The sequence below is a fragment of the Negadavirga shengliensis genome, from assembly GCF_042652345.1.
GTDB classification, from domain to species: Bacteria; Bacteroidota; Bacteroidia; order Cytophagales; family Cyclobacteriaceae; genus Negadavirga; species Negadavirga shengliensis.
The window spans coordinates 182,742-208,588 of sequence record NZ_JBHSJJ010000003.1; the positions used below are offsets into that span (position 1 = coordinate 182,742).

Annotated in this window: 18 protein-coding genes and 1 tRNA gene; 10 read left to right on the forward strand and 9 right to left on the reverse strand. The window is 45.7% G+C overall.

Annotation, left to right across the window (positions count from 1 at the left end; genetic code table 11):
• Nucleotides 1–11: 11 nt before the first annotated feature.
• The gene (locus ACFPFU_RS06080; protein WP_377062548.1) at nucleotides 12–1,364 is read right to left on the reverse strand and encodes a DEAD/DEAH box helicase; all 1,353 of its coding nucleotides are present in this window, start codon (nucleotides 1,362–1,364) and stop codon (nucleotides 12–14) included.
• A 67-nt stretch (nucleotides 1,365–1,431) separates the two neighbouring features.
• Between ACFPFU_RS06080 and ACFPFU_RS06085 the strand changes: the two genes are divergently transcribed.
• The 6 genes from ACFPFU_RS06085 (at nucleotide 1,432) to ACFPFU_RS06110 (ending at nucleotide 8,001) form a co-directional block, all read left to right on the forward strand.
• Entirely contained in the window at nucleotides 1,432–2,775 is a 1,344-nt protein-coding gene (locus ACFPFU_RS06085) for a dihydroorotase (RefSeq protein ID WP_377062550.1), read from the forward strand.
• 76 nt (nucleotides 2,776–2,851) lie between these two features.
• Nucleotides 2,852–2,927: transfer RNA gene (locus ACFPFU_RS06090), tRNA-His, on the forward strand.
• Nucleotides 2,928–3,023: 96 nt separating this feature from the next.
• Nucleotides 3,024–3,158 carry a hypothetical protein gene (locus ACFPFU_RS06095; protein WP_377062552.1) on the forward strand — a complete coding sequence of 45 codons (135 nt, stop codon included), beginning with the start codon at nucleotides 3,024–3,026 and terminating at the stop codon, nucleotides 3,156–3,158.
• Nucleotides 3,159–3,582: 424 nt separating this feature from the next.
• On the forward strand, nucleotides 3,583–5,499 hold the full coding sequence (locus ACFPFU_RS06100) for an amylo-alpha-1,6-glucosidase (RefSeq protein WP_377062554.1): 1,917 nt from the start codon (nucleotides 3,583–3,585) through the stop codon (nucleotides 5,497–5,499).
• A gap of 10 nt (nucleotides 5,500–5,509) precedes the next feature.
• Nucleotides 5,510–6,790: a glycosyltransferase family 4 protein gene (locus ACFPFU_RS06105; RefSeq protein WP_377062556.1), complete on the forward strand. Its 1,281-nt coding sequence runs from the start codon at nucleotides 5,510–5,512 to the stop codon at nucleotides 6,788–6,790.
• Nucleotides 6,791–6,792: 2 nt separating this feature from the next.
• Complete coding sequence (locus tag ACFPFU_RS06110) at nucleotides 6,793–8,001, forward strand: glycoside hydrolase family 57 protein (protein ID WP_377062558.1); 1,209 nt, start codon at nucleotides 6,793–6,795, stop codon at nucleotides 7,999–8,001.
• Nucleotides 8,002–8,005: 4 nt separating this feature from the next.
• On the opposite strand, the gene ACFPFU_RS06115 is transcribed toward ACFPFU_RS06110, so the two are convergent.
• On the reverse strand, nucleotides 8,006–11,035 hold the full coding sequence (locus ACFPFU_RS06115; protein ID WP_377062560.1) for an SbcC/MukB-like Walker B domain-containing protein: 3,030 nt from the start codon (nucleotides 11,033–11,035) through the stop codon (nucleotides 8,006–8,008).
• Nucleotides 11,032–12,264, reverse strand: coding sequence for a metallophosphoesterase family protein (locus ACFPFU_RS06120; RefSeq protein ID WP_377062562.1), 1,233 nt, complete (start codon nucleotides 12,262–12,264; stop codon nucleotides 11,032–11,034). The genes ACFPFU_RS06115 and ACFPFU_RS06120 overlap by 4 nt, the downstream gene beginning before the upstream one ends.
• Before the next feature lie 169 nt (nucleotides 12,265–12,433).
• On the opposite strand from ACFPFU_RS06120, the gene ACFPFU_RS06125 reads away from it, so the two are divergent.
• The 3 genes from ACFPFU_RS06125 to ACFPFU_RS06135 all read left to right on the forward strand — a co-directional run bounded on the left by ACFPFU_RS06125 (nucleotide 12,434) and on the right by ACFPFU_RS06135 (nucleotide 14,817).
• A complete protein-coding gene (locus ACFPFU_RS06125) occupies nucleotides 12,434–12,994 on the forward strand; it encodes a septal ring lytic transglycosylase RlpA family protein (RefSeq protein WP_377062564.1) in 561 nt (186 codons plus the stop codon).
• Nucleotides 12,995–13,136: 142 nt separating this feature from the next.
• Nucleotides 13,137–13,688: an inorganic diphosphatase gene (locus tag ACFPFU_RS06130; RefSeq protein WP_377062566.1), complete on the forward strand. Its 552-nt coding sequence runs from the start codon at nucleotides 13,137–13,139 to the stop codon at nucleotides 13,686–13,688.
• Between the two features lie 67 nt (nucleotides 13,689–13,755).
• Nucleotides 13,756–14,817 (forward strand): porin, encoded by a 1,062-nt coding sequence (locus tag ACFPFU_RS06135; RefSeq protein WP_377062568.1) that lies wholly within the window; start codon nucleotides 13,756–13,758, stop codon nucleotides 14,815–14,817.
• A gap of 4 nt (nucleotides 14,818–14,821) precedes the next feature.
• On the opposite strand, the gene ACFPFU_RS06140 is transcribed toward ACFPFU_RS06135, so the two are convergent.
• From ACFPFU_RS06140 to sppA, 3 genes are all read right to left on the reverse strand, one after another.
• Nucleotides 14,822–17,449 (reverse strand): valine--tRNA ligase, encoded by a 2,628-nt coding sequence (locus tag ACFPFU_RS06140; protein WP_377062570.1) that lies wholly within the window; start codon nucleotides 17,447–17,449, stop codon nucleotides 14,822–14,824.
• Between the two features lie 154 nt (nucleotides 17,450–17,603).
• Nucleotides 17,604–18,458: an endonuclease/exonuclease/phosphatase family protein gene (locus ACFPFU_RS06145; protein WP_377062572.1), complete on the reverse strand. Its 855-nt coding sequence runs from the start codon at nucleotides 18,456–18,458 to the stop codon at nucleotides 17,604–17,606.
• A 376-nt stretch (nucleotides 18,459–18,834) separates the two neighbouring features.
• A complete protein-coding gene (gene sppA / locus ACFPFU_RS06150) occupies nucleotides 18,835–20,592 on the reverse strand; it encodes a signal peptide peptidase SppA (RefSeq protein WP_377062574.1) in 1,758 nt (585 codons plus the stop codon).
• 83 nt (nucleotides 20,593–20,675) lie between these two features.
• Between sppA and folK the strand changes: the two genes are divergently transcribed.
• On the forward strand, nucleotides 20,676–21,161 hold the full coding sequence (folK, locus tag ACFPFU_RS06155; protein WP_377062576.1) for a 2-amino-4-hydroxy-6-hydroxymethyldihydropteridine diphosphokinase: 486 nt from the start codon (nucleotides 20,676–20,678) through the stop codon (nucleotides 21,159–21,161).
• A 26-nt stretch (nucleotides 21,162–21,187) separates the two neighbouring features.
• Here the strand turns inward: folK and fabD are convergent, their stop codons facing one another.
• From fabD to ACFPFU_RS06170, 3 genes are all read right to left on the reverse strand, one after another.
• A complete protein-coding gene (fabD, locus tag ACFPFU_RS06160; protein WP_377062578.1) occupies nucleotides 21,188–22,063 on the reverse strand; it encodes an ACP S-malonyltransferase in 876 nt (291 codons plus the stop codon).
• 86 nt (nucleotides 22,064–22,149) lie between these two features.
• Nucleotides 22,150–22,791 (reverse strand): carbonic anhydrase family protein, encoded by a 642-nt coding sequence (locus ACFPFU_RS06165; RefSeq protein WP_377062580.1) that lies wholly within the window; start codon nucleotides 22,789–22,791, stop codon nucleotides 22,150–22,152.
• Nucleotides 22,792–23,062: 271 nt separating this feature from the next.
• Complete coding sequence (locus ACFPFU_RS06170) at nucleotides 23,063–25,837, reverse strand: T9SS type B sorting domain-containing protein (RefSeq protein WP_377062582.1); 2,775 nt, start codon at nucleotides 25,835–25,837, stop codon at nucleotides 23,063–23,065.
• Nucleotides 25,838–25,847: the final 10 nt, after the last annotated feature.

Below are 25,847 nucleotides of genomic sequence, written 5' to 3' on the forward strand. Positions count from 1 at the left end.
CCTGTAGTCGGTCAGCCTTTTTTCCACTTCCCTTGCGATTTCAGCTGATTCCGGTTTTTTTTGGCCTTTCTTCGCCCCTTACTTATGACAGGTGTTTTGAAGGGTTGCTTTGGACCTGATTTTTTTTCGTGAAAAGCGCCTTTAAATTCCGGACTGTCTTTTCGTTTCTGTTGGTCGATCTCTCTCTCATACCCCTGTTGTTCGTCAAAGAGGGTAGCCGGAATATTTACGGATGCCGGAATGGTCGCCTCAGGTACTTCCATGCGGATGATGGATTCAATTTTGGCAAAATGATATTCCTCAGCGGGGTTAATAAACGTAATGGCCTCACCTTCATTTTCCGCTCTCCCGGTCCGCCCGATCCGGTGTACATAATCCTCATATATCAGCGGCACATCAAAATTTACGACATGACTGACCATACTGATGTCCAGCCCTCTGGCAGCGACGTCCGTCGCCACGAGTATCCTTACTTTTCCCGCTTTGAAATCCTCCATGGAGTTGATCCGGGTATTTTGACCTTTATTGGCATGAATGATCCTGATTTCGCCGACTCTTTTTCGTTCAAGATAATTGTAAACCGATTCGGCGTTTTTTTTGGATTTGGTAAAAACAATCGCTCTATTGACTGAAGTATCCTCTAAGAGTCTTTCCAACAGATTGACCTTGGTTTTCAGGTTGGGCACCAGGTATTTTACCTGTTGAATGGTTTCCGCAGTGGTGGCTTGCGGTGCCACTTCCACCCTTTCGGGGAACTCCAAAAACTCATAGGAAAGTTGTTCCACCCTCTGGTTAAAGGTTGCCGAGAAAAGCAGGTTTTGTCTTTTTACAGGAATAACTTCGAGTATGGCCCTGATCTGAGGCAGGAACCCCATGTCAAGCATTTTGTCCGCTTCATCCAGCACCATCGTTTTTATATCCCGGGGGTAAATTTCCCCTCTTTTATAAAGATCCATGAACCTGCCGGGTGTAGCGATGATGATGTCCACACCTTGCTGTAATTTTTCAATTTGTGTTTTGGGACCCAGGCCACCATACAGGCAAACATACCTCAGGTCAGTGTATTTACCGAACCCGACGACGGCCTCCTCGATTTGCATCACAAGCTCCCTGGTGGGTGCCATTATAAGAGCCCTTGGGTGATGGCCTTGGGCGTATTTTACTTTATAGAGCAGCGGAAGGACATAGGCGGCGGTTTTGCCCGTTCCTGTTTGGGCGATGCCCAAAACATCATGTCCGGCCAAAGCCAAGGGTATGGCTTTTTCCTGAACAGGGGTAGGTTTTTCATATCCGGTTTCCTTTACAGCACTGAGCAACTGCACATTTAAATTAAATTTCTCAAAAGTTTGCGGGCTATCGGACATGATTTTTTAATTTTAGGAAATTAATGAATGGCAGGTAAACAAAGCCAAACCACCAAAAGCAGATTTTATGAAACGAATATTGATCCGTCATGCAAATATAGTGAATGAAGGCAAGATTACGCGGGGGGATGTGTATATTAAGGAAGGGATGATTTTTATCGCAGGAGGCAATCTGTCAGGATATGAGGCGGATTTGGAAATCGATGCCGAGGGTAAATACCTGCTTCCGGGCCTCATCGATGATCAGGTCCATTTCCGTGAGCCGGGTTTGACCCATAAGGCGGACATCTATACGGAAAGCAAAGCAGCAGTGGCGGGGGGCATTACCAGTTTTATGGAAATGCCCAATACATTGCCCCAAACCACCACTTTAGAACTGTTGGAAGAGAAATTCAGCTTGGCGTCGGAGAAGTCCCTGGCCAATTACTCCTTTTATTTAGGCGCTACCAATGACAACATTGAAGAAATAAAGAAGGTAGACCCCGCTAAGGTTTGTGGGGTTAAAGTGTTTCAGGGATCTTCCACAGGAAACATGTTGGTGGACGATCAGGAGAGTCTTAAGCAGATATTCCAAGAAAGTCCTGTACTGATCGCTACCCACAGTGAGAATGATCAAATCATCAAGGAGAACCTGGAAAAGTATAAAAAGCAGTATGGAGAGGATATTCCGGCATTTTGCCACCCAAAAATCAGGTCGGAGGAAGCTTGTTTTGATGCATCAAAAAGGGTGGTTGACCTTGCCAGGATGTACGGTAGCAAATTGCACGTCCTACACATCAGTACCGCCCGGGAAGTGGTCCTTTTTGACAGCAATCTTCCTTTGGAAGAAAAACGTATTACGGCCGAGGCCTGCGTGCACCACCTTTGGTTTTCTGACGAAGATTACGAAAAAAAGGGCAATTTCATTAAATGGAACCCTGCCATAAAATCAGCTGCGGATAGGGACGGTATTTTACAGGGAGTGTTGGACGGTCACATTGACGTGATTGCTACCGACCATGCCCCCCACACACTGGAAGAAAAGCAAAACCCCTATCTTACGGCACCATCCGGAGGGCCTCTGGTGCAGCATAGCCTGGCGGCATTATTGGAGCTTTATCATCGGGGAAAAATCAAGTTGGAGGAGATTGTGCAAAAGACAAGTCATAATGTGGCTGTTCTGTTTGAAATAGATAAAAGGGGGTTTATCAGGTCAGGTTATCATGCAGATCTTGTATTGGTGGATTTGGACGACCCGTGGGAAGTGAATCCGGATAATATTATTTCAAAATGTGGTTGGTCTCCATTTGAAGGGCAAACCTTTCGTTCCAAAGTGACCCATACCCTTGTGTCCGGACATTTGGTGTACGAAAACGGAACATTCTTTGAGGAAGTGAAAGGCAAAAGATTGGAATTTTTAAGAAATCTGTAGCTTCGTCTTGTTTGGATTAAAAAACGATATTACCTTTGCAGTCCAAACCGATTCCAGACGCGGTGGTATCAAATATGGTGGATGTAGCTCAGTTGGTTAGAGCGCTGGTTTGTGGCACCAGAGGTCGCCGGTTCGAGCCCGGTCTTTCACCCATAAACCCTTCCATAACTTTAACGGAAGGGTTGTTTTTTTATAAACCCGTGGCACATTATTTGATGTTCCGGGAGAGGTGTTTAAATTAATCTGACATGTTTAAATTATTTAGTGCTTCCAAAAGTTTTCCCCAGATCAAGTACGTAAACCTGAGAGATATACAGATGTATATGAGGAAATTTGAAGAGTCCATAAGGAACCTTGAAGAAATGCAAAAAGACAGCATTTGATACTCAGGGTAGACTATAATTTAGGGGGCCAAAGCCCCTTTTTTTATGTGTTTTCACACCTGCTTTTTTGGGATAAGGCAATATTTCCGATTTAAACGTTCCACGGATTTCACCGGTTGACACGAAGGATTTTGGTTTGAAGATGTTCCACTTAGCTTCTAAAAAAAGGCTATTTGTTATATTATGGAAGCTTCTAAAGCCAAAAAATCTGTGAAAATTGCGGTAATTAGTGGCGACATCAATTGCCCAAAACAGGCTTTGTAAAGAGTAATGCCCAACATCCGGAGACGTTCGGGCCGTTTTTTCAAAAGCACCTAATTGAAGAAAAGAAGCTTTTTTTAGAATATAAATTACTTTTTCAGCCTTTTATTTTTCTTTCCGAAGTATTGGAGTATTTTTATAGAAACCTCAAACTTTTGATTAAATGAGCTACATACACTTCGACAAGACTCAACTCATTAACCTGAATTATTCTTTAGAAAAGGAGATTATCCGTTCCAATAGATCCGGGTGCTATACCAGTACCACCATCATCGGTTGCAATACCAGAAAATACCACGGCCTTTTAGTGGCCCCCCAGCCACAAATTGATGGGCAATTGCATGTGCTTTTATCAAATGTTCACGAAACCATTGTTCAAAAAGGCGCAGCATTTAATTTGGGTATCAATAAATATCCCGGAAATTATTATCCAAGAGGGCACAAATACCTGGAGGACTTTGATTCTGAGCCGATACCCAAACTGACTTACAGGGTGGGGGGAGTAGTTTTGTCCAAAGAAATTATTTTGGACACCCATGTGGACAGGGTAATGATAAAATATACTTTAATAGATGCGCTCATCCCCACAAAACTAAGGATATCCCCTTTTTTGGCTTTTAGAGGGTATCATTCCCTGTCAAAGGCAAATACCTATGTGAACAAAAAGTTCTGGAAAATTAACAAGGGGGTAAAATTCCGGTTGTACGAGGCTTATGATTCACTTTCACTTCAGGTTTCAAAGGAAAATGAATTTGTTCCTGTGCCGGATTGGTTTTATAACATAGAATATATCCGTGAATATGAAAGAGGGTATGATTATCAGGAAGACCTTTATGTGCCGGGATATTTTGAGCTGGACATGCAAAAGGGTGAATCGGTTGTATTTTCCGCGGGACTTCAGGAAGCGGTTCCTGACAAGCTTGAAGAGGCTTTTGCCACAGAAATAAGCAGGAGAATCCCCCGAGATAATTTTGAGAACTGTCTTAAAAATTCCGCCGGACAGTTTGTTAGTCGGAGGCAGGGAGAAACGAGGGTGATTGCGGGATATCCCTGGTTCGGTTGGTGGGGAAGGGATACATTCATATCGTTGCCGGGGCTTACCCTTACTTTGGGGGACACCAAAACGTTTTTGGAAGTGATGGATTCTATGTCCAAAGATTTGAACGGAGCATTGTTCCCGAATGTTGGCAGTGGGGTCTCCACCAACATGAATTCTCTGGATGCCCCGTTATGGTTTTTTTGGTGTTTACAACAATACGAGAAGTTTACCGGTGACCGTAAGACCATCACGGAAAAATATTTGGACAAGTGTAAGGGGATCATTGAGGGCTTTATAGCAGGAACGGACTTTAACATCCATGTTTTGGAAAATGGGCTGCTGTATGGTGGTGAAGAAGGTGTTGCGCTGACATGGATGGATGCAGTGACCAGAGACGGACCTGTAACTGCCCGGATAGGGTCTCCGGTAGAGATTAATGCCTTGTGGTACAATGCGCTGTGCTATTATCATTCCCTTACAGCTGATGAGAAAATAAAGACCCTGCTGGAAAAAGTCAAAGTCGCATTTAATGAGTTTTTCTGGAGTGAAAAAAAGGGGTATTTGGCTGACGTTGTAAACGGGGAAGAGGTAGATTGGTCCATCAGACCCAACATGGTTTTCGCGACATCTTTGCCCTACAGCCCATTGGAGGATGAACAAAAAGATAAGGTATTGGAAGTAATCCGGTTGAATTTGCTTACTCCGAGAGGATTGAGAACCCTGGCTCCGAGTGATCCAAGGTATAGGGGATATTACCAGGGAGACCAGTATGAAAGGGACAACGCGTATCACCAGGGAACGGTCTGGCCGTGGTTGATGGGACATTTTGCTGAAGGCTATCTGAAGCTTCATGGAAAAGAAGGGAAAAAAATAGTGGATGCGATGATCCATAATTTTGACGGAGTTATGAGTCAGTATGGTGTGGGGACTGTTGCTGAAATATATGACGGGGATCCGCCACATAGGCCCAAAGGGGCCATATCACAAGCTTGGAGCATAGGCGAGCTTCTGAGAATGATGTATTTAGTCAACAATCTTTAAAGGGATTTTTATGAAAGTATTGATGTTTGGCTGGGAATTCCCGCCGCATATTTCCGGCGGCCTTGGGACCGCATGTTATGGTTTGGTAAAGGGGATGGCCTACCATAAACAGGATCTTATTTTTGTAGTCCCCAAACTTTGGGGGGATGAAGATCCGCTGGCAGAGTTTGTCAACGCCAGCGATGTGGAGATAGACTACAGAGAAAGAAGGTTTAAAAGCATATGGAAGAACCTGACTTACCTGGAGGTGAGCTCTTTTTTGATTCCCTATTTAAGTCCTGAGGAATACAGTAATTATACGGAAAAAATGCTTAGAGACCACGAAGAAATGGAGTCCAGCGTTCTTTCGAATAAATTTACTTTTAGTGGGAAATATGGGAAGGATTTGATTATGGAGGTTTCCCGGTATGCGCTTGTAGCTGCACAGATCGCCAAAAGTAAGAAGCATGATTTAATCCATGCACACGATTGGCTGTCTTTCCCGGCAGGCATTGCCGCTAAAAGTATCAGCGGCAAGCCGTTGGTAGCGCATGTGCATGCCACAGAATTTGACCGCTCCGGTCAGACCGTAAACCAACGGGTATACGATATCGAAAAAGCAGGCATGGAGGCTGCCGACAAAATCATCGCCGTAAGTCAGCTTACCAAAAATACCATTGTGTCAAGGTACGGGATTCCTGAGGAAAAGGTGGTAGTGGTTCACAATGCTGTATTGGATACCAGTATCATTAAATCAAAAGATGAAAAGAAAGTACCGGAAAAGATTGTCACGTTCCTGGGCAGGATAACCTTTCAGAAGGGACCGGAATATTTTGTGGAAGCCGCAAATAAAGTATTAAAAAAGGATGAAAACGTGAGATTTGTCATGGCCGGATCCGGTGACCTGCTCAATCCGATGATTCAACGGGTAGCGGAATTGCGGATAGGGACCAAATTTCATTTTACCGGTTTCCTCAAAGGAGATGACGTAGACAAAATGTTTGCCATCAGTGACGTCTACGTCATGCCTTCTGTTTCAGAACCCTTTGGTATTTCACCCCTTGAGGCGGTGAGGCACAACACCCCCGTGATCATCTCCAAACAATCCGGCGTGGCCGAAGTTCTCCAAAATGCAGTGAAAGTGGATTTTTGGGATATCGATGCCATGGCAGATGCCATATTTGGATTATTGCATTATAATGGCATCTCAAAAATGTTCCGTGAATTGGGAAGAGAAGAACTGAAAAAGCTCAAATGGGAGCATGTTGCTTCAAAAATCATAACCATCTATCAGCAAACCGTTAAAAAATAGCTATGAGAACCATTTGTTTTTACTTTCAAGTACACCAGCCCTACAGACTAAAGCCTTATCGATTTTTTGAGATTGGAGAGGATCATGATTATTGGGATGACTACTCAAACAGAAATATAATGCGTAAGGTGGTTGAAAAATGTTACCTTCCCATGAACCAATTGCTATTGGAGCTCATCCACCGTCATAACGGGCGGTTTAAAGTTTGCTTTTCGCTTTCCGGGATCTTATTGGAACAATTAGAAGCTTACGCTCCCGAAGCGCTTGAAAGTTTCCAGAAGCTGGTGGCAACCGGCCATGTGGAGTTACTCAATGAAACCTATGCCCATTCGCTTTGCTCATTGAAAAGCAAAACCGAATTCATTGATATGGTCAGTGTTCACCAGCAAAAGATAAAAGAACTTTTTAACGGATACCGTCCCCGCGTATTTCGAAATACAGAGCTGATATATTCCGATACCATTGGCGAGACAGTTTCAGAAATGGGATATGACGGAATACTGACTGAGGGGGCCAAACATATCCTGGGCTGGAAAAGCCCTAATTTTGTATATGTCAATGCCATTGAACCGAAGCTTAAGGTTTTGCTGAAAAACTTCAGGCTGAGCGATGACATAGCCTTCCGGTTTGGGGAGAAAAAATGGTCCGACTATCCGCTGACTACTTCTAAATTTGTTAACTGGATCAATCAGGTTCCGCAGGAGGATGAAGTGATCAACCTGTTTATGGACTATGAGACCTTTGGAGAGCATCAATGGAGGGAAACCGGGATATTCGAATTTATGAGACATCTTCCCGACGCGGTATTCCAGGGAACCAATTTCTCATTTTCCACGCCTTCAGAAGTCATTGATCATGCCTCGCCTGTAGGCAAGATCCATGTGCCCATCCCGATTTCCTGGGCGGACGAGGAAAGGGATCTCACGGCCTGGCTGGGCAACGACCTGCAGGATGAAGCTTTTGACAGGCTTTTCGAACTGGAAAAGAGGGTGAAGGATTCAAAGAATCCCGATATCCATAGGGACTGGAAGTATCTTCAGACCAGCGATCATTTCTATTACATGTGTACCAAATTCTTTTCAGATGGGGATATCCATGCTTATTTTAGTCCTTATGAGAGCCCTTATGAAGCCTTTATCAACTATATGAATGTATTGAGCGATTTTATTCTCAGGCTGAAAATAGAAGAAAGGGATAAGATCCGGAGTTAAGAAATTAAAAACTATATTGGATCAGACTGCCTTTTTCTTCGTCTAAGTTGATTTTGGCGTGTACTTCTATTTCATGTTGAAGTTCCTCTACATGGGATATTATTCCTACTATCCTGTTTTCATTTCTGAGGGATTTCAGGGTTTCAAAGACCGTACGTAATGAAGGCTTGTCCAAGGCACCAAACCCTTCGTCCAAAAAAAAGAAGCTTTGATCCGCGCGGTTCAGGGACTTGATTTTTTCGGCCAGGGCCAATGCCAGGCATAAAGAAGCCTGGAAAACCTGTCCGCCGGAGAGCGTTTTTAACAATCTTTTTTTTCCCGAATTGAGGTAGTCCCTGACCCAAAAAATATTGTTTTCGTCCACTTCCAGGCTCAGGCTGTTTTTGGTAAGCTGCATAAAGCGCTTGTTGGCCGTCAGACAAAGCTCCTGGAGAAATATGGTGCTGATGTATTTGACAAAACCGCTTCCCTTGAAAAGCTGATACATCTCATTCAGATTTTGCAGGCGTTGTTCCACCTTGTCGAGTTGCCTGCTTAACTCCTCTTTTTGGCACCACTGCAGGTTGAGGTCTTCTATTTCTTTTTCCAGTAAAGCGATGGTCTTATGGCACGCTTCGATTTGTCGCTTCTCACTTTGCAGTTGGGCTTCAAGGGTTTGGAATACGTTTTCGCTAAACCCGGCAACAGCGGGGTCTTTTTCCAGCTCTTTCAATCTTTCCGATGTTACCTGATACAGGGTATGGAATTGATGGATTTCCTGCTCCATGGTTTTGATGTCCAAAGAGCGGGAGAGCAGTTGGATGGCTTCATCTTCGTTTTCAAAGCCCTGGGCTTCAAGCTGGGCCGTAAGCTGACTTTCAAGTGATTTTATTTTCAGGTTTGTTGACTCGAAAAGCTGTTTGTACTGTGTTAAGTTGGCCTCATTGGTCGCTTGTTTTTTTCTTGCTTCCTCTAACCTGTCACTGTTCCGCTTACTTTCAAGCTCCAATGTATCCAGTCTTTGTTGCACCTTTTCAATATCCGAGGTAATCTCTTCAGGCCCTTTTTTGAAATAGGGCTTGCAAAAATCCGCGTATCGGATTTCTTCCTTCTTCACCAGCGTGGTAGTAAGCAGGTGCTTCAGAACATCCTCAGACTTACTCACCGTGTGCTCACAAGTCTCTTTTTCCTTCAGGATCTCACGCTGGCTGCTCCTCAGTTGGCGCAGGCCTTTTTGCAGGGTCTGCAATGCTTCCTGCTTGCGGTGTACTTCTCCTATATACGATCTCAAAGCGGCTTGATTTTCAAACCCTTTGTCGGTAAGTTCATCCACGAGAAGGCTAATCTGGGATTCATTGTTATGAATAGCTGTTTTTACTTTTTCTTCCAGTTCTTTTTGTCCTTGAATTTTGGTGGAGGTATTACCCAAAGCTTCTTTGAGTGAAAGAATATGTTCAGTCTCTTTTTGAAGTTTTTTCAAAATGGCTTCTTGGGTTTCCATGGCTTGTTGATCAAATTCATGGGAGAGGGGAGAGGGGTGGTCGGGCGACCCGCATAGGGGACAGGGGATTCCCTCCTTGAGCTCAAGGGCAAATCCGGAAAGCCCTTTATGCTGCATCATTTTGTCTCTTTCCAGCCGGAGATTCTCTATTTCTTCTTGCCTGTCAGAAAGCCAGGCATCTAAGGTCAATCCTTCGGGTGCCTGGGAAAGGATCTTTTGAGATGCGAGCTGTAAGGCTTCCAATTCAACTTGGATCTCGGCCAGAGATGCTTTGTTTTCCGTCAGGGATTTTTCTAAAAACTCCCATTGGCTGATAAGCCCCTGAATGGCGGATAACTCTTGGCCCGAAGGTATTTCCACCGCTTCCTCCTGCTTTTCAGCCTTTTGGATTTCTTCCTCAATGTTTATCAGTTTTAGCTTTAAATTTTCGGCTTTGGGTTGGAGCTGGTTCAGCTCCTGCTGGGCTGCATCCATATCTTTCCGGAGTTTTTGTATTTCGAGTACTTTATATAGGTCCCTGATTTTGCTCTCCCTTTCCTGGCGTTTTTGTTTGTCGGCTTCCAGCTTTGTTTTTTCGGCAACTAATTTTTCGATTTCAATTTCATAATCCACTTTCCATCTTTCACATTCTCTGAAGCTCACGCCATGTTTTTCAGCTTCTTGTTTTTTGTCAGCAAGGTTGTCCAATATGGGTTTCAAATGGGTGAGGGCCTTCTGATAGTCAGCAAGGGTTTTCTTCCTGTGCTCGATTTCATGTCTCTGCTTTTCTAGTTGCTCCTTTTTTTCAGTCAGTAATTGAAGTTGCTGGCTTTTCTCCCTAACCGCCGTGAGTTGTTGGTGCCTTTTTTCCGTTTTTTCAAATTCGGTTAGCAATGTCCGTTTTTGATCGTTTTGTTCACCGAGAAGGCTGGTTTTGGCGTTGATGACTTCTATACTCACCCCTTCCAATCCCTGAAGCATGGTTTCCACCTTTATCTTTTCCTCTTTGGTCGTTTTGAGGAGAGTGGAAGTCTGCGGGCTGAGGTCAAACCTTTCCAGACCGAAAAGTTCCTTCATCATTTCCGCCCTTGGCTGGGCGGTCAGATCAATAAAATCCCTGAATTTGCCTTGGGGAATGATCACTGTTTGTTTAAAGTGGTCTATTTTCATTCCCAGGATGTCCTCGCCTTTTTGAGGAACGGGCTGCCATTTTCCGGTTTGCCAGATATAGAATCCATGGTCCGCCGGTTTGATTTTATCCGGGTCCTTCTTATCCCTTTTGGCGAGATATTGGGCCAGGTAAGTGTTTTCATTGTTTTTACCGGCTTTGAATTCAAAAACCACCTGCATCCGGTCGCTTTGCAAATTCATCATGCTGTTCCGCTCGCCTTTGGCAAGGAGCCTCTCTGTACTTCCGTATAAAGCCAATAAAATGGCCTCCAGAATCGAAGATTTGCCGCTGCCTACGGCTCCAAAAATCCCGAACAGTCCGGCTGCCGTCAGCTGCCGGAAATCCACGGTCTGCTTTTCCTTATAAGAATAAAGCCCCTGTATATCCAATTTGATAGGTATCATGCTTCCTGGTCTTGACTGATGATTTCTCTGAAAAGTTGGAGCAGCTCCTGGTTTGGCATCTGCCCTTTTTGAGTCTGGTAATATTTTGAAAAAAGGGTGACCATATCCTGACTCAGATCGTCTGCCAAAAGTCCTCCGGTTTCCCGGTTCATTTCGCTTTTTATTTCAGGAATAAGGGCGACAATTCCGCCGTGGGCCTTCATGATGGCTTTTCTGCTTGCGGCATCTATGGCTTCGTCGGATGCATAGGTTAATTCCACAAAGCAGTAGGGGTTATCTTCCAGCCATTTGAGGGTATCACTTAAGTTGTTGAATCTTTTTCGGTATAAGGGTTTTCCTTTAACCAGATTTATAGGCTCGTACGTTACAGCAGATGCCGGTTTGGCTTTTATCAGTACCACCCGTTTCTCCTGTTCCGCTTCGCTGAAACTATATGCCAAAGGTGAACTGCTATATACTACCGGTGTGGTGGAATTGTTCATGGTTTGATACCTGTGGAGGTGCCCCAGGGCAGCATATTGGGTTGCTGGTGGAATCTTGTCCGTGGGGATGGCCTGGGTCCCTCCCACATGCAGAATTGATTTTTCACTTTCCGGTTCAGGTGGAGGCGTTTCTCCTTTTTTTACAAAGAAAAAGTGCCCGAGGAAAAGGTTCACACCGTTCGCATCAAAATGCTCCCTGGCGATTTTTTCCCATTGGCTTCCCAGTATGTTGGCTATTTCCGCTTCCCTATCTTCCACTCCCAGATAGGTCTTTAACAAAAGTTCATTGGCATAGGGAGCCAAAATAATACGGACCGGGAACGGGATGTGGGCCAGCTTCAGCTCCAGAAAGCCAGGTGCGCTTTTGGTTATTTCCAGGCCGGAATCGGCTTTGAACGAAGGTATAACGGATTCGTAGCGGCTGTAAAAAAGAATACCCATCTCTCTTGCCAGTGGATCAGGGGCCTCCACAAATTGGGTGCTGTCATGGTTTCCGGAAATGGCCACTATAGGTCTTTTTCCCCCATTTGAAAGTCTTTTTAATGCTTTATAAAGCAGTTCAATGGCTTCATGACTGGGATTAAAGGTATCAAATATATCACCGGCCAATAAAACGAGATCGACATCTTCCCTCTCAGCGATCTGGACAATTTCATCTATCACTTCCTGTTGTTCTTCTATTCTGGAAAATTCCTGTAATTTTTTACCCAAGTGCCAATCCGCGGTATGAAGAATCTTGATATGCATAAAAATCGGTATTGATGGTTGATCTTTTCTTTAAATTTAAAAGCTTGAAATTATCCTGACAAGTTAAACAAGCAATTCATCTGATCAAAATTTGTTTTTCTGTGACCGGTATGGTGCAAAATAAAAGGGAATTATGTAATTTTATTTTTTCTTTAATAAACAAAATGGCATGTCATTTGCTATTGTGGCGATTATGAGAAAATTGTTCATGTGCCTGTTACTGAGCGGGATGCTGGGTTGCTTTACAGCCAAGGCTAAGGCCCAGTCTCCGTTTACAGCCCCGGATTCTCTTTTGACGATTCAGACAGGAGTAGCCAGTTTCTATGGTAAGAGGTTTCATCAGAGAAAAACAGCCAGTGGCGAAACCTATGACATGCGGGAATTTACGGCAGCACACAAGCACCTGCCTTTTGGAACAATGTTAAAAGTGACTAATTTGAGGAATGGCTTTCAAGCCATTATAAAAGTCAACGACAGGCTTCCCGGAAGCTCGGGAAGGATTATTGACCTTTCACGGGGTGTAGCGGAACATTTGGGTATGGTGATGGACGGCATTACGGAAGTGAAACTGGAACTTCTCAGCCATCAGGCGATAGCATGGGTGCGTGACCAATATGAGGATGTGCCCGGTGATATCCGCCTTCGTGATTATCAGGTGAGTGTGGCTTATAAAAAAGATGAAAGCTTATTGTTTGAAGCCGGGATTTTTTTTGAGACTGCGGTTTTTTGAAAGAATGTTTTGCTCCTGAAGCCCCCGGGAAACTTGATACCAACTTCATTTTTCAATATATAAAATTATTGACTAATCCTTTGTTGACACCCGAAATGGCAGTAATTTGCAACATAATAAACTTTAATTAAACTGTTTTTTTATGATTAATCCTTGGCATGATGTAAGTATTGGAGAGGGTGTTCCCGAATATGTGACGGGTGTAATAGAGATTCCAAAAGGGAGCAAGGGCAAATATGAATTGGATAAAAAGTCAGGCATGCTGCTTCTGGACAGGGTATTGTTTTCGGCCGTACACTATCCTGCTAATTATGGTTTTATTCCTCAGACATTTTGCGAGGATCATGATCCTTTGGATATTTTGATCATTTCCCAAATAGATATACCTTCTATGACCCTTGTGAAGGCAAAAGTGATCGGGGTGATGCGTATGATCGATGGGGGAGAGGCTGATGATAAGATTATTGCCGTAGCAGCGGATGACCAATCCGTAAACTACATTAATGACATTTCTGAACTGCCGCCCCATTTGATGAAGGAGACCCACCGCTTTTTTGAGGATTATAAGAAGCTGGAGAACAAGGAAGTGAAAGTGGAAGATTTTCTCGGTAAAGAGGAGGCAATCCGCATCATCAATGATGCTATAGATCTCTATGACCGGACCTTCGGCAGCAAAGACAAGAATGATAAATAGCCCAATTTATTGGGCTGTTTTATTTGTTTTTCCCATTGCATAGCCCTATCAGTAATCATGATCCAAGATGAACGTATTTAGATTTTTGGTTTGTTTTTTTGGAGGCGCGTTGGTTTTTCCGCATCAAACTGAAGGTCAGCAGCAAAAGGGAATCCTGACTTTTTCCGGTTATGTGGAGGCTTATTATAGCTACGATTTTAACAGACCGGACAATCATGAAAAACCGCCTGCTCTATATAATTTCAAGAGACACAACGAGTTTTCAGTGAATCTGGCCTTGTTGTCCATGGCCTATAACGATGGGAAAGTCAGGTCAAATGTTGCTTTAATGGCAGGCGATTACGCAAGGTATAACCTAGCAGACGAGCCCACCTGGGCCCAGTTTATTTATGAAGCTTCTGTAGGGGTGCAGCTTTGGGACAAACTGTGGCTCGACATGGGGGTTATGCCCTCCCACATCGGCTTCGAAAGTGCAGTTGGAATGGACTGCTGGCATTTGACCCGAAGCTTGCTGGCCGAAAACTCACCTTACTTCCTTACCGGTGCCAGGTTTACCTATTCCCATACCGAAAAGCTCGATTTTATACTTTGGCTCACCAATGGATGGCAGAATGTCCAACGAACCCATAGAAATCAGGCTTTGGGAGCGGGGTTAGGTGTTAACTATCGGCCAATGAAAGGAATGGAATTTAATTTTGCCAATTATTTTGGCAATGAATATCCCCAGACACTGAATGTTTACCGTTATTTTAACAACTTTTATCTCCAGTATGCTTGGGATGCCTGGGGGATCACTTTAGGGACAGATTACGGTGTAGAGCAAAAGCTTTTTTCTTCGTTGTTTAACCATTGGTATGGACTCACTTTTTCTCTTCGCCGGGACCTGACGGAAAAAACAGGCCTGGCGTTCAGGGCCGAGCATTACTCAGATACAAACAGCGTAATCCTGGATACAGGAATGAGATTGTCGGGATTTTCGTTGAACCTCGACCATCGGATTTCAGAGAAAGCAATGATCAGGGTTGAGGCCCGGCAGCTTCAAAGTCCTGAGGCCGTGTTCGAAATGCCTGCAGGAAAGCTGAGCAAGGGAAATACCGCTATCAGTACTTCCCTTGCTGTGAAGTTCTGAATACTCAGGACAATTTGCTGAGGCTTTCTTTCAAAGCCTTTAGTTTGGCTTCGGCATCGTTCATTTTCTTTTTTTCCCGCTCAACCACATCCGCCGGAGCATTGCTCACAAATCTTTCATTGCCCAGTTTTTTCAACACCGATTTAAGGAATCCCTCGGTATAGACAATATCTTTTTCGAGGTTTTCCCTTTCCTGCGCCACATCCACCTGACCTTCCAGTGCTATAAAACATTCGTCTGACTTGACGACAAAACTGACGGCGTTGTCCACCTGCTTTTTAAAATCCAGTTCATGGATATTCGCAAGCTTCTTTAGAAGGCCTTTAAAGTTGGTGTAAAGGGACGGGTTGGCGGTGTTGATGGTAAGAGGGAGGCTTTCTTTAGGAGAAATGCCTTTGGAAGCCCGGATGTTTCTGATTTGAGAGACCAACTCAAAAACCTGGCTGGCGTCTTCGATGATACCTTTTTCGTATGTGGCCCGAGACGGCCAGGATGACAGCATGATGACATCGTTTGGCTTTCTTTCATCGATTTGATGCCAAAGTTCTTCCGTAATAAATGGCATAAAAGGGTGCAGAATCTTCATAAGATTTTCAAAGAAGCGGATGGTCTTATCAAGCGTATATTGATCTATCGGGGCTTGATAATCGGGCTTTATCATTTCCAGATACCAGCTACAGAAATCATCCCACACCAATTTATAAGTGGTGATCAAAGCATCGGATATTCTGAACTTGGTGAAGTGGTCCTCGATTTCTTCCAACGCCTGATAAAACCTGTTTTCAAACCAGGTGACGGCAGCTTGGTTTTCTTGGTCTTCCCCCGGGACTACCTTCCAGCCCTTGATAAGCCTAAAGGCATTCCAGATTTTGTTACAGAAATTTCTGCCCTGTTCAACCAACTTTTCGTCAAAGGGCAGGTCATTGCCAGCCGGACTGCTGAAAAGCATTCCGGTTCTTACACCATCTGCCCCGTAGACTTTGATGAGCTCAAGGGGATCGGGCGAATTGCCCAATGATTTGGACATTTTTCTTCCCAATTTATCCCTTACAATGCCCGTCAGGTAAACATTCTGAAAGGGTTTTTCTCCTGTATATTCATATCCGGCAATGATCATTCTGGCCACCCAGAAAAATAAAATCTCCGGCGCGGTTACCAAATCATTGGTGGGATAGTAATATTTTAGATCTTCATTTTTCTCACCGGTTTGGAAAAAACCCGGATCAAATACGGAGATAGGCCATAACCAGGAAGAAAACCAGGTGTCAAGAACATCTTCATCCTGCACCAGATCGTCTTTTGAGTAATCGGTGCCGTATTTCCTGTTGGCTAAGGCTACGGCCTCGTCCTTGGTTTTGGCCACTACATATTCGCTGTTTGGCAGGTAGTAAGCCGGAATGCGGTGACCCCACCAGAGCTGCCTGGAAATGCACCAGTCCCGGACATTTTCCATCCAGCTGCTGTACATGTTTTTAAATTTTGAAGGGACCAATTTGACCGTATCCTCCATGACAGCTTTAAGGGCAGGTTGGGTGATGTCCTTCATTTTCAGAAACCATTGAAGGGATAACCTTGGTTCGATGATCGCATCGGTTCTTTCCGAATGCCCGACATTGGAAGTATAGTCATCTTCCTTCTCCAACTGACCGGCTTCTTTCAGCAGCTTGACTATTTTCTTTCTGGCCACAAAACGGTCTTCCCCCACCAAAATCCGGGCTTTTTCATTTAGGCTGCCATCGTCATTCAGTATGTCAATCACTTCCAACTTGTGCCTGAGCCCGATTTCATAGTCGTTGATATCATGGGCCGGTGTGATTTTTAGACAACCAGTACCAAATTCCATATCCACGTAGTCATCTTCTATGATCGTTATGGGTCGGTTGATCAAAGGGATAAGTGCTTTTTTGCCTTTTAAATGGGCATATCGCCGGTCTTCCGGGTGGATACAAATGGCTACGTCCGCCATGATGGTTTCAGGCCGCGTGGTGGCTATGGTGATGAACTCGTTGCTGCTTTCTATCTGGTAGCGGATATGATAAAGTTTGGACTTAACCTCCTTGAAAATCACTTCATCATCCGACAGTGCCGTTTTACCCTGAGGGTCCCAATTGACCATCCTTATGCCCCTGTATATTTTTCCTTTGCGGTACAAATCCACAAACACGGTGATCACGGCATCACTGAGGTCCTCATCCATGGTAAACCGGGTTCTGCTCCAATCGCAGGAAGCACCCAGTTTTTTGAGCTGTTCCAGAATGATGCCGCCATATCGCTCTCTCCACTCCCATGCATATTTCAAAAACGCTTCTCTGCCAATGGATTTTTTGTCAATCCCTTTCTCCTTCAGCATAGCCACTACCTTTGCCTCCGTGGCAATAGAAGCATGATCGGTACCGGGAACCCAACAAGCATTTTTTCCCTCCATCCGGGCTTTTCTGATCAATACATCCTGAATGGTGTTGTTCAGCATGTGTCCCATGTGAAGGACACCGGTGACGTTGGGAGGGGGGATGACGATGGTATAAGGTTCCTTTGTGGAGTCTACAGTGGATTGAAACATGTTGTGTTCCATCCAATACTGGTACCACTTGGATTCGGCTTCACTGGGATTATATTTGGTAGAAAGTGTCATAGGTGTTCGGGATTAAGGCGCAAAATTAATATAAAAATCTTTTTAGGCCTCAAAATTGGAGGAATTCACAAAATCAGAAAATAAAAAGGCTTTTTCCCAAGAAAAAGATGAGCTTCACACTTTTGGGAAAAAGCCTTATACTGTAAGGTCAGGCTTACTTGAAGAAAACCTCGATCATTACCGGGAAATGATCCGAAGGATATTTTTTGCCGTAATTATCAGTCAGTGTGCCGTGTCTCATCACCGTGAAATGTTCGCTCACAAACAGGTAGTCAATTCTTCTATCGGGAAGAAAGTCCCAGTTGAAGGAATTGAACGTTCCTACTGTCCCATGGTGTGGGGTTTCGCTGAGGTTTTTGCTATCCCGCAGGCTGCCATCCATTAAAATTTCCTTGTAGGCTGGATTGTCGTCCTGCACGTTAAAATCACCCGTAAGTATACAGGGCAGATGCTCTCTGTTGATTTCTTTTATTTTCTTTAAAACCAATTTACTGCTTTCTTCCCGGGCTTCCTGTCCAATGTGGTCATAATGTACATTGAAGACATAAAACTCCTGGCCTTCTTTGGTTCTGAATTTTCCCCAGGAACAAATCCGGTTTAAAGAGGCATCCCACCCTTTGGATGGGGTCCCCGGCGTGGGCGAAAGCCAAAAGGTACCTTTATCCAGCAGTTCGAATTTTTCCGGATTGTAAAACACCGCAGTGAACTCTCCTTTTTGTCCTCCATCATCCCTTCCGACGCCTATGTAGGGGAAATTAAGGTCTTTGCTTATGTCTTCAAGTTGGTTGTACAAGCCTTCTTGGGTTCCAATGATGTCCATTTCATGGAAACGGATCAGGTTGATCAAATGGGGCGCCCGGTCCTTCCACAGGTTACCTTCGTCATTGGGGTTGTCAAAACGGATATTGTAGGTAGCGACGTTGTAGGATTCCTGCGCAAAGGATCGTATGGTCAAAACAAAAAGAAATAAAAATGGGAAGAAGAATAGAGAAGTGTTTTTTCGTTTCATGTGTTTATATTTTCTTTTCAGCGGTCAGATAGCCTGCCCCGAACTTGTTTCGGGGGAATCTCGCATGATTGATAATCATCCCACTCTATGACGATCTCGTCATGCTCGATTTCATCTGTTTATAATTTGTTCTTTATCGGCCATGTAGCTTGCCTCGCATGTCCCTCCCCCCCCCCGATAACTATCGGGGCTATCGGGGCATCCCAGTGAGTGTCCCCTGCGCCATGCTCGGTTTCACAGTATGTTGATGGTTAAAAACCACACAAAGTTAAATTTTATTGGGTAAAAAAGCTATTGTATGCTGTTAAATGAGCTGAATGTTTTCAGTTTATGCTGTGCTGACCTGAACACTCAGTTCCACATTGTCCTGTTTTCTTTATTTGATTTCGATTTCAAAAGGCATAATTGCCATTACACCTTCAAGTTTTTTCAAGCGCTCAAGGGATTTGAAAAGCTCGTAGGATTGTCCGAATTTTATTCTCGCATAAGTAGCTTGGACATCCTTGGTAAATTCACTGATAAGCCGCTCCAGGAAGCTTTTTTGCTCCGGATAATAGACTGTCCTAAAGTCCTCTTCCACCCCGGCTTTGACGGCGGCTATTTGGATGGCGTCGTCCAGATTTCCCAGTATATCCACCAATCCGTTTTCCTTGGCGCGGGTTCCTGTCCAGACCCTTCCCCCTGCCACAGCTATGACCTCATCTTTGCTCATACCGCGGCTATCAGATACCCTCTTGATAAAGGTTTCATAGCCTTCCTCTACTTTTCTCTGCATAATTGCCCTTTCACCCTCTGTGATTTTTCGGGTAGGGGTGAGGAAGTCTGAATATTGGCCGGTCTTGACCACATCTGTAGTGATCCCCAGTTTATTGTTTAATAAGCCTTGGGCATTGAACCATAATCCAAATATGCCTATGGAGCCGGTAATGGTATTGGGTTGAGCTACGATCGTGTCTGCCGGAACAGCTATATAATACCCGCCTGAGGCAGCCAGATTGGACATGGAAGCGATCAAAGGTTTTTCTTTTTGGGCTTCCGAAAGCTCTCTCCAGATCACTTCAGAGGCCAAAATGGAACCTCCGGGAGAATTGATCCTCATTACAATGGCTTTAACGTCCTTGTTCTTTCTTGCCTTACGGATCTCTTTTAAAAAATATTCTGAACTGATCTCCTCTTCAGACTGACCGCTGATGATATTCCCATCAGCCACTACCACGGCAATCCGGTTTCTGGAAAGCCTGTTTTTGGATGTGGCCGTTTTATTGATGCGGGTGATGTTGATACTTTTTATGTCATCATCTTCTTCCAAACCCAATTTTTCCCTTAAACGGTCTTTGACCTGATCGTCATACCATAAATTGTCTATCAGACCATGATCTAAGGCGTCTTGGCTTGTACGGATCAACATTTGATCGTTGATGTTCTTCAATTCACTTGCCGGGATATCCCTGCTCTCTGAAATGGATTCAACCATGACCTCGTTCATTTCCGTTAAAAATTCGGCTGTTTGAATCCTGTTTTCCTCACTCATTTTGTCCAAGATAAAAGGTTCAATCGCACTCTTAAATTCCCCCACTCTGAAGATTACAGGCTCTACCTCTATTTTTTCCAAAAGGCCCTTGACAAAAACGGCTTCTGAAGCAAACCCATTGAATTCAAGTTCTCCTAACGGGTTCATGTAAATCTCGTCGGCAACTGAACACAGGAAATAACCGGCTTCTGTATAGTACTCTGAATAGGAAACAATAAATTTCCCGGCCTCCTGAAAGCGTTTAAGAGCTGAACGTATTTCCACGATATGGGACTGACCGGCAAGGACAGTTCCGCTTTCAAGATAGATGCCTTTGATGTTGTCATTATCTTTGGCAGTATCAATTGCTTTTAATATCTGATTCAATCCCACAGAGGAAATGCCCGCGAATGAAGAAATCGACGAAAAATCGAGGTCATCGTCCGGGGTGCGCTCCACTACATTGACATTGTTCAGTTTGAGGTGCAGCACGGTGTTTTCGCTGATTTTTATTTTGTCATCGGCAGATCCTATGGCAATAAGGCCTGCTATGAAGAAAAAAGCCAGGACCCAGAATATCAACAGTCCTACGATAACAGCCAAAACATTGCTTAAAAATTTCATAATTTTGCTTCGTTAAGTTAAGTTTTCAAAATTAAATCATTTTTTACAAAGCTGCTTGATTTGAATAAAATATATGTGTTAAAATGGACCGAGTTGTTTTAGGAATAGGAGGAAATCTGGGTGACAGGGAAGCCTTGCTGAAGGATGCTGTAAGACACCTGGAATCAAAAATGAGGATTGTCAAGAAATCGTCCATCTATGAAACGGCGGCCTGGGGAGGGAATTCCTCCTTGCCTTATCTTAACCAGGTAGTGGTGATGGAAACGGGGATGTCCCCTGAAGAAGTCCTGGATTTCGTGCAGGAGGTTGAGCAGCAGCATGGTAGGGTCAGGAACGAAAGATGGGGAGACCGGACGATGGATATTGATATCCTTTATTTTGGTAAACAGATCATTCATACAGACCGGCTCCAAGTTCCCCACCCCCGGTTGCCTCACAGAAATTTTGTTTTAAAGCCTTTGGCCGAAGTATTGCCGGATTTTTTGCATCCCAAAAACGGCTTGAGCCAAAAGGAACTTTTAGAGCGGTGTGGAGATACATTAAGCGTCAGGCTTTGGCCGGGCACCTAATGTTGTCTGAAAAAAACAATCGAAGTTTACAGTCCGGAGACTTCTGCTTCTTTGTGGATTTTTTTGACAAGCCCTTGCAGCACCTTGCCTGGGCCGCATTCGATGAATGACACAGCTCCGTCCGCTACCATATTTTGGACAGATTGGGTCCACTTTACCGGAGCAGTCAGTTGGGCGATCAGGTTCTTTTTTATAATCGGGACATCTGTGATGGCAGTTGTGCTGACATTTTGATAGATAGGGCAAATCGGATCCTGAAAAACCGTCTCCTCTATCGCCCTTTGCAGCTTGACCCTGGCAGGCTCCATCAAAGGAGAGTGGAACGCCCCCCCTACAGGAAGAGGGAGTGCCCTTTTTGCCCCTGCTTCTTTCATTTTTTCACAGGCTATTTGTATGCCCCTTAGCGATCCTGAAATCACCAATTGACCCGGACAGTTGTAATTGGCAGGTACTACTACTTCATCATGGATGGCAGCACATATTTCTTCCACGACTTCATCAGCTAAGCCAAGGATAGCAGCCATGGTGGATGGATTGATTTCGCAGGCTTCCTGCATGGCCAAAGCTCTTTGGTGGACCAGTTTAAGGCCATCCTCAAAGGACAACACTTTATTGGCCACCAAGGCAGAAAATTCACCCAGAGAATGTCCGGCCACCATGTCCGGATTGAACCCCGGATCCGTGGCGGCGGCAACCACGGCGTGTAGAAATACGGCAGGTTGGGTTACATTGGTCTGTTTCAAAGCCTCTTCAGTGCCTTCAAACATGACCTTTTTGATATCAAAACCAAGCACATCGTTGGCCCTATCAAACATTTTTTTGGCAGCTTCCCTGGATTCGTACAAGTCTTTTCCCATTCCTGGAAACTGGGCCCCCTGACCCGGAAATATGTATGCAATCATAAAAATACGCTTTCTTTAAAATTAATGTGCATTTTGATTTTGTGCACAAATTTACTTAAAAAAACGACACTTGACCCAAAATGATCCTATGCATTATGACGGGGACTGTCAAAAAACTCCACCACACCGGTCTCCACATCATATATTCCGCCTGCCAATAAGATTTTTCCCTCTTTTTCAAAATTCGAAATGATTTCACTCCTGTCCCTGATTTCATCAAGGGCATGATGGACATTCAGGAGAGCTACTTTTTCTACAAATTCGCTGTTTGATCCGTCTCTCTTCTCCACGACCGTAGTCTCTTTTTCGATCGCGGGCTTGAGTTTATGCATCAGGGCCGTAATGTTGCCATCCTTCACTTTGTTACAGGCACTGGTGACCGCACCGCATTTGGTATGTCCCAACACCAAAACCAGTTTGGAACCGGCATATTTGATAGCATATTCCATGCTGCCTAAAATATCTTCATTGACGACATTGCCGGCAACCCTTGCACTGAAAATATCGCCCAAGCCCTGGTCAAATATCAGTTCCGCTGAGGTTCTGGAGTCAATACAGCTTAATATTACAGCAAATGGCCATTGACCTTCTGAGGTTTCATTTACCATTTGAAGTAAATTTCTGTTTGCCCTGAGGTTGTTAAGGAATCGCTGGTTCCCTTCTTTTAAAAAATCCAGCGCATCTTGGGGGGTTAAGCTTTCTTGGGTTCTTCTGGTGTGTGCTTTCATATGATTATAATTTTTTCTCAATAGGCCATATGGAATCTCGCATGTCTTATAATCATCCCTCTGTGTGTCGCTTGCGTCATGCTCGATTTCATCACAGTATAATTTTGAATTTAAGGCACAAACGAACGTACATCTTTAGCTTTTATTTCCAATAAAAGAGCAAGACTTTTCACCGTACATATCGTAAGTTGGTTGGCATATATGACTGGTGTATATAGAAATTTCTTTACGCAGGGAACAAGACACATGTTGCTGTTTTTGATATAAATTATTATTTAATTATCTGAACGGTTCCCTTGATGTTTTTTTCCCTCAGGTTTTCGTCAAGCACGTTGAACAGTACGGTGGCGGAATAGAAATAGGTTCCGGCGGGGAGCTCCTTCCCGCTGCTGTCCCTTCCGTCCCAGTTGATGTAGATGTTGTTTTCCGGTGCCCGGGCGCTGTTGTAGCTGTAGACGAGTGTGCCCCACCTGTTGTAGATTTTGATTTCGACGGCTTCGACGAACCTTGGGCACCTGGGGTAGGGGTTGTCATAGGCCTGGAAGGTGTCGTTGGCGTTGTCGCCGTTGGGGGTGAAGACGTTGGGCAGCTCGTAGTTGGGGCAGTTGTCCACGCAGACGGTGTTGCTGGGGCCGCTTTCGTTTCCCGAGCGGTCCACCGCCGTGATGTAATAGCAGCCCTTGAGCTGGCTGAGCCCCTCTATCCGGGCACTGTTGCTGATCACCGAGACGGTGCGGACGAGCTCAAAGGAGCCTTCCTGCCCCGTTTCGGAGAAATAGATCCTGTAGCCGTTGAGTTCGGAATCGCATTCCCCGCTGAAGTCGGGCTCCCAGCTCAGGTCATGGTAAAACTCGCTGAAGTTGCAGGGTTTGTCGGACAGGTACTCCTGGCAGTCGGGCCCTTCATAGGCGAGCACCGGGGGACAGGGCAGCCTGTCGTCATCGGGCCTGGCGCAGACGATCTGTGATTTGTTGGCCAGCGGGTATTCCAGGAAGTCCAGGTTGTAGCTGCCGTTTGTCACCACATAGTAGCAGTATTCTTTTTCGGTGTCCAGGGGCACGCCGTTGTGGCTGCCGTCGTCCAGGTAGATGAATCCTTCTGAGGTGACGTCGACTTCGGCTATCAGGGTAAAATTCTCTGTGTCCTCGGCGTCCGGGTCGGTCCTGTTTCTGAAGACCAGGTGCGGGAACTGCTCTACGGAGTTGTTCCAGGGGACGTTGAAGTCCCACTCCAGTTCGATGGCCTCGTTGATGATGGTGGGTTCCAGCCTCACGGCGGAGGCCAGGCTGGAGGTGTCCACTTTTTCCCCTTCGGAGATGAGGACCACTTCATAACTGTAAACGAGGTTTTCGGTGTTGAGCCCCGTGTCGGTGAACACCGTATCGGAGGTGGTGGTCAGGGAAGTCTGGTTCTGCGAGCCGGTGAAGCCCTCGCTTCTGACCAGTTCGTACTGATAGGGTCCGGGGTAGAGCTCGCTGTCTATATCATAGGGGGGCGTCCAGCGGACGAGGATCTCCCCGTTTTGACTGTCTGTTTCCTCAACGCTCACATTGGTGATGAGGGGGACGTCGACGTCCACGGTGATGCAGATTTCTTCGGACACATAGCTTTCGCCGCTTCTGGGGGAGGGGAATGCGGCGACCAGCCTGTAGCAGTAGGTGTTGCCCGGGCTCAGGCCCTCCCCGCCGTTGTCGTCGGTAAAGCTGAAGGTGTCCATGTCGGCGGTGCCGACCAGTTCATAGCCGGGGCGGATGCCGGTTTCACAGGAGTCCGGTTCGTAGGGGTCGCTGTTGATGCGCCGCCATACCTGCATGGCCTCGGCGGAGGAGCCGCAGGCATAGGGGTCCCATTCTATGTTGGCGGACCTGCCTGGTTGCTGTTCCGCCCCCACTGGCACCGGGGGCGGCCCCACCACGGTGATGTTCCAGGTTTTTATATCCACGAGGGCGGGCCCGGAGGAGGGCTGGTCCCTGATGCGGACCCTGACCTGGTAGGTCCTTGCCCTGACGTGGTTGCAGACGGTCTGCCAGGCGAAATTGACGATCCCGGGAGAGGCCTGGTAGGTGGACTCGGGGCTGTAGGTGGCCGGGGAGGTGGTGATCTCTATGGGGTCGCCGAAGACCTCGATCATGATGGGGTCCCCGTCGGGGTCCATTCCCTGGAATATTTCCTCTATCCTGGTTCCGGCCTCCACGCAGATATCATCGGGCATGATGAGTTCGGGACGCCTGTTGTCGGTGTTCTCGATGATGATCTGCATGTCCCTGAGGACATAGCCTATGCGGACCCATTCCCCGTCTATGCGCCGCCATTCCTCGATGCGGAAGGCGACGTTGTACTGTCCGGCAAGGCCCGGGGCATCCCAGATGAGATCCCCTGTGACGGGGTCAAGCTCGAGGATGGGGGGCGTGGAGCCGTCCTGCCTGGAGAAGCTGAACTCCCCGGAAGAAGGATCCCTGTAGTTGTTGACCTCCCTCTGGAAGGCCTGCTTGGGCACGTCCATGACATAGGCCAGGCTGTCCCCGTCGGGATCGTAGGCACCCGGGTTATGGATATAGGTCTGGTTCACCGCGCCGTTGTCCACCGGGGCTATGGTGAGGACGGGGGAGTTGTTGACTCCGAAAAAGGGGTCGATGCGGATCATGGTCTCGATGTAGAAGGGGGTGTCCACGGACTGGTCCATGTTGAGCGTGCCGGCGTTCCTGTTGAATTCCATGAAGCGTATGGTGTAATTGCCCGGGCCCTGGTAGGTATGGGTGATGACAAAAACGTTCTTTTGGATGTTGTTCCCCAGGCTTTCGGTTTCCGTAAAATCGCTTTCGGTTTCCAGGGTTTCCACCCTGCCGTCACCGAATTGGATCTCTCCCGGACCAAATTCAACCACAGACCGGGTGTCGGTGTATCCCACCACGGTGATGCGGTAGGTCAGGGTCTGGACGGATATTCTTTCGGCGATGATTTCACCTGCACGGATATGGGTGGCCCAACCATTGATACTGTATAAAAAAAAGAGAAAAAAGACTCCCAATAAGCTTTTACATCTCATCTGAACGATC

Bases quoted from the DNA above. Each gene is read 5' to 3' on its own strand.
- ACFPFU_RS06080 (WP_377062548.1), bottom strand. From the start codon at position 1,364: ATGTCCGATAGCCCGCAAACTTTTGAGAAATTTAATTTAAATGTGCAG.
- ACFPFU_RS06085 (WP_377062550.1), top strand. From the start codon at position 1,432: ATGAAACGAATATTGATCCGTCATGCAAATATAGTGAATGAAGGCAAG.
- ACFPFU_RS06095 (WP_377062552.1), top strand. From the start codon at position 3,024: ATGTTTAAATTATTTAGTGCTTCCAAAAGTTTTCCCCAGATCAAGTAC.
- ACFPFU_RS06100 (WP_377062554.1), top strand. From the start codon at position 3,583: ATGAGCTACATACACTTCGACAAGACTCAACTCATTAACCTGAATTAT.
- ACFPFU_RS06105 (WP_377062556.1), top strand. From the start codon at position 5,510: ATGAAAGTATTGATGTTTGGCTGGGAATTCCCGCCGCATATTTCCGGC.
- ACFPFU_RS06110 (WP_377062558.1), top strand. From the start codon at position 6,793: ATGAGAACCATTTGTTTTTACTTTCAAGTACACCAGCCCTACAGACTA.
- ACFPFU_RS06115 (WP_377062560.1), bottom strand. From the start codon at position 11,035: ATGATACCTATCAAATTGGATATACAGGGGCTTTATTCTTATAAGGAA.
- ACFPFU_RS06120 (WP_377062562.1), bottom strand. From the start codon at position 12,264: ATGCATATCAAGATTCTTCATACCGCGGATTGGCACTTGGGTAAAAAA.
- ACFPFU_RS06125 (WP_377062564.1), top strand. From the start codon at position 12,434: ATGTCATTTGCTATTGTGGCGATTATGAGAAAATTGTTCATGTGCCTG.
- ACFPFU_RS06130 (WP_377062566.1), top strand. From the start codon at position 13,137: ATGATTAATCCTTGGCATGATGTAAGTATTGGAGAGGGTGTTCCCGAA.
- ACFPFU_RS06135 (WP_377062568.1), top strand. From the start codon at position 13,756: ATGAACGTATTTAGATTTTTGGTTTGTTTTTTTGGAGGCGCGTTGGTT.
- ACFPFU_RS06140 (WP_377062570.1), bottom strand. From the start codon at position 17,449: ATGACACTTTCTACCAAATATAATCCCAGTGAAGCCGAATCCAAGTGG.
- ACFPFU_RS06145 (WP_377062572.1), bottom strand. From the start codon at position 18,458: ATGAAACGAAAAAACACTTCTCTATTCTTCTTCCCATTTTTATTTCTT.
- sppA (WP_377062574.1), bottom strand. From the start codon at position 20,592: ATGAAATTTTTAAGCAATGTTTTGGCTGTTATCGTAGGACTGTTGATA.
- folK (WP_377062576.1), top strand. From the start codon at position 20,676: ATGGACCGAGTTGTTTTAGGAATAGGAGGAAATCTGGGTGACAGGGAA.
- fabD (WP_377062578.1), bottom strand. From the start codon at position 22,063: ATGATTGCATACATATTTCCGGGTCAGGGGGCCCAGTTTCCAGGAATG.
- ACFPFU_RS06165 (WP_377062580.1), bottom strand. From the start codon at position 22,791: ATGAAAGCACACACCAGAAGAACCCAAGAAAGCTTAACCCCCCAAGAT.
- ACFPFU_RS06170 (WP_377062582.1), bottom strand. From the start codon at position 25,837: ATGAGATGTAAAAGCTTATTGGGAGTCTTTTTTCTCTTTTTTTTATAC.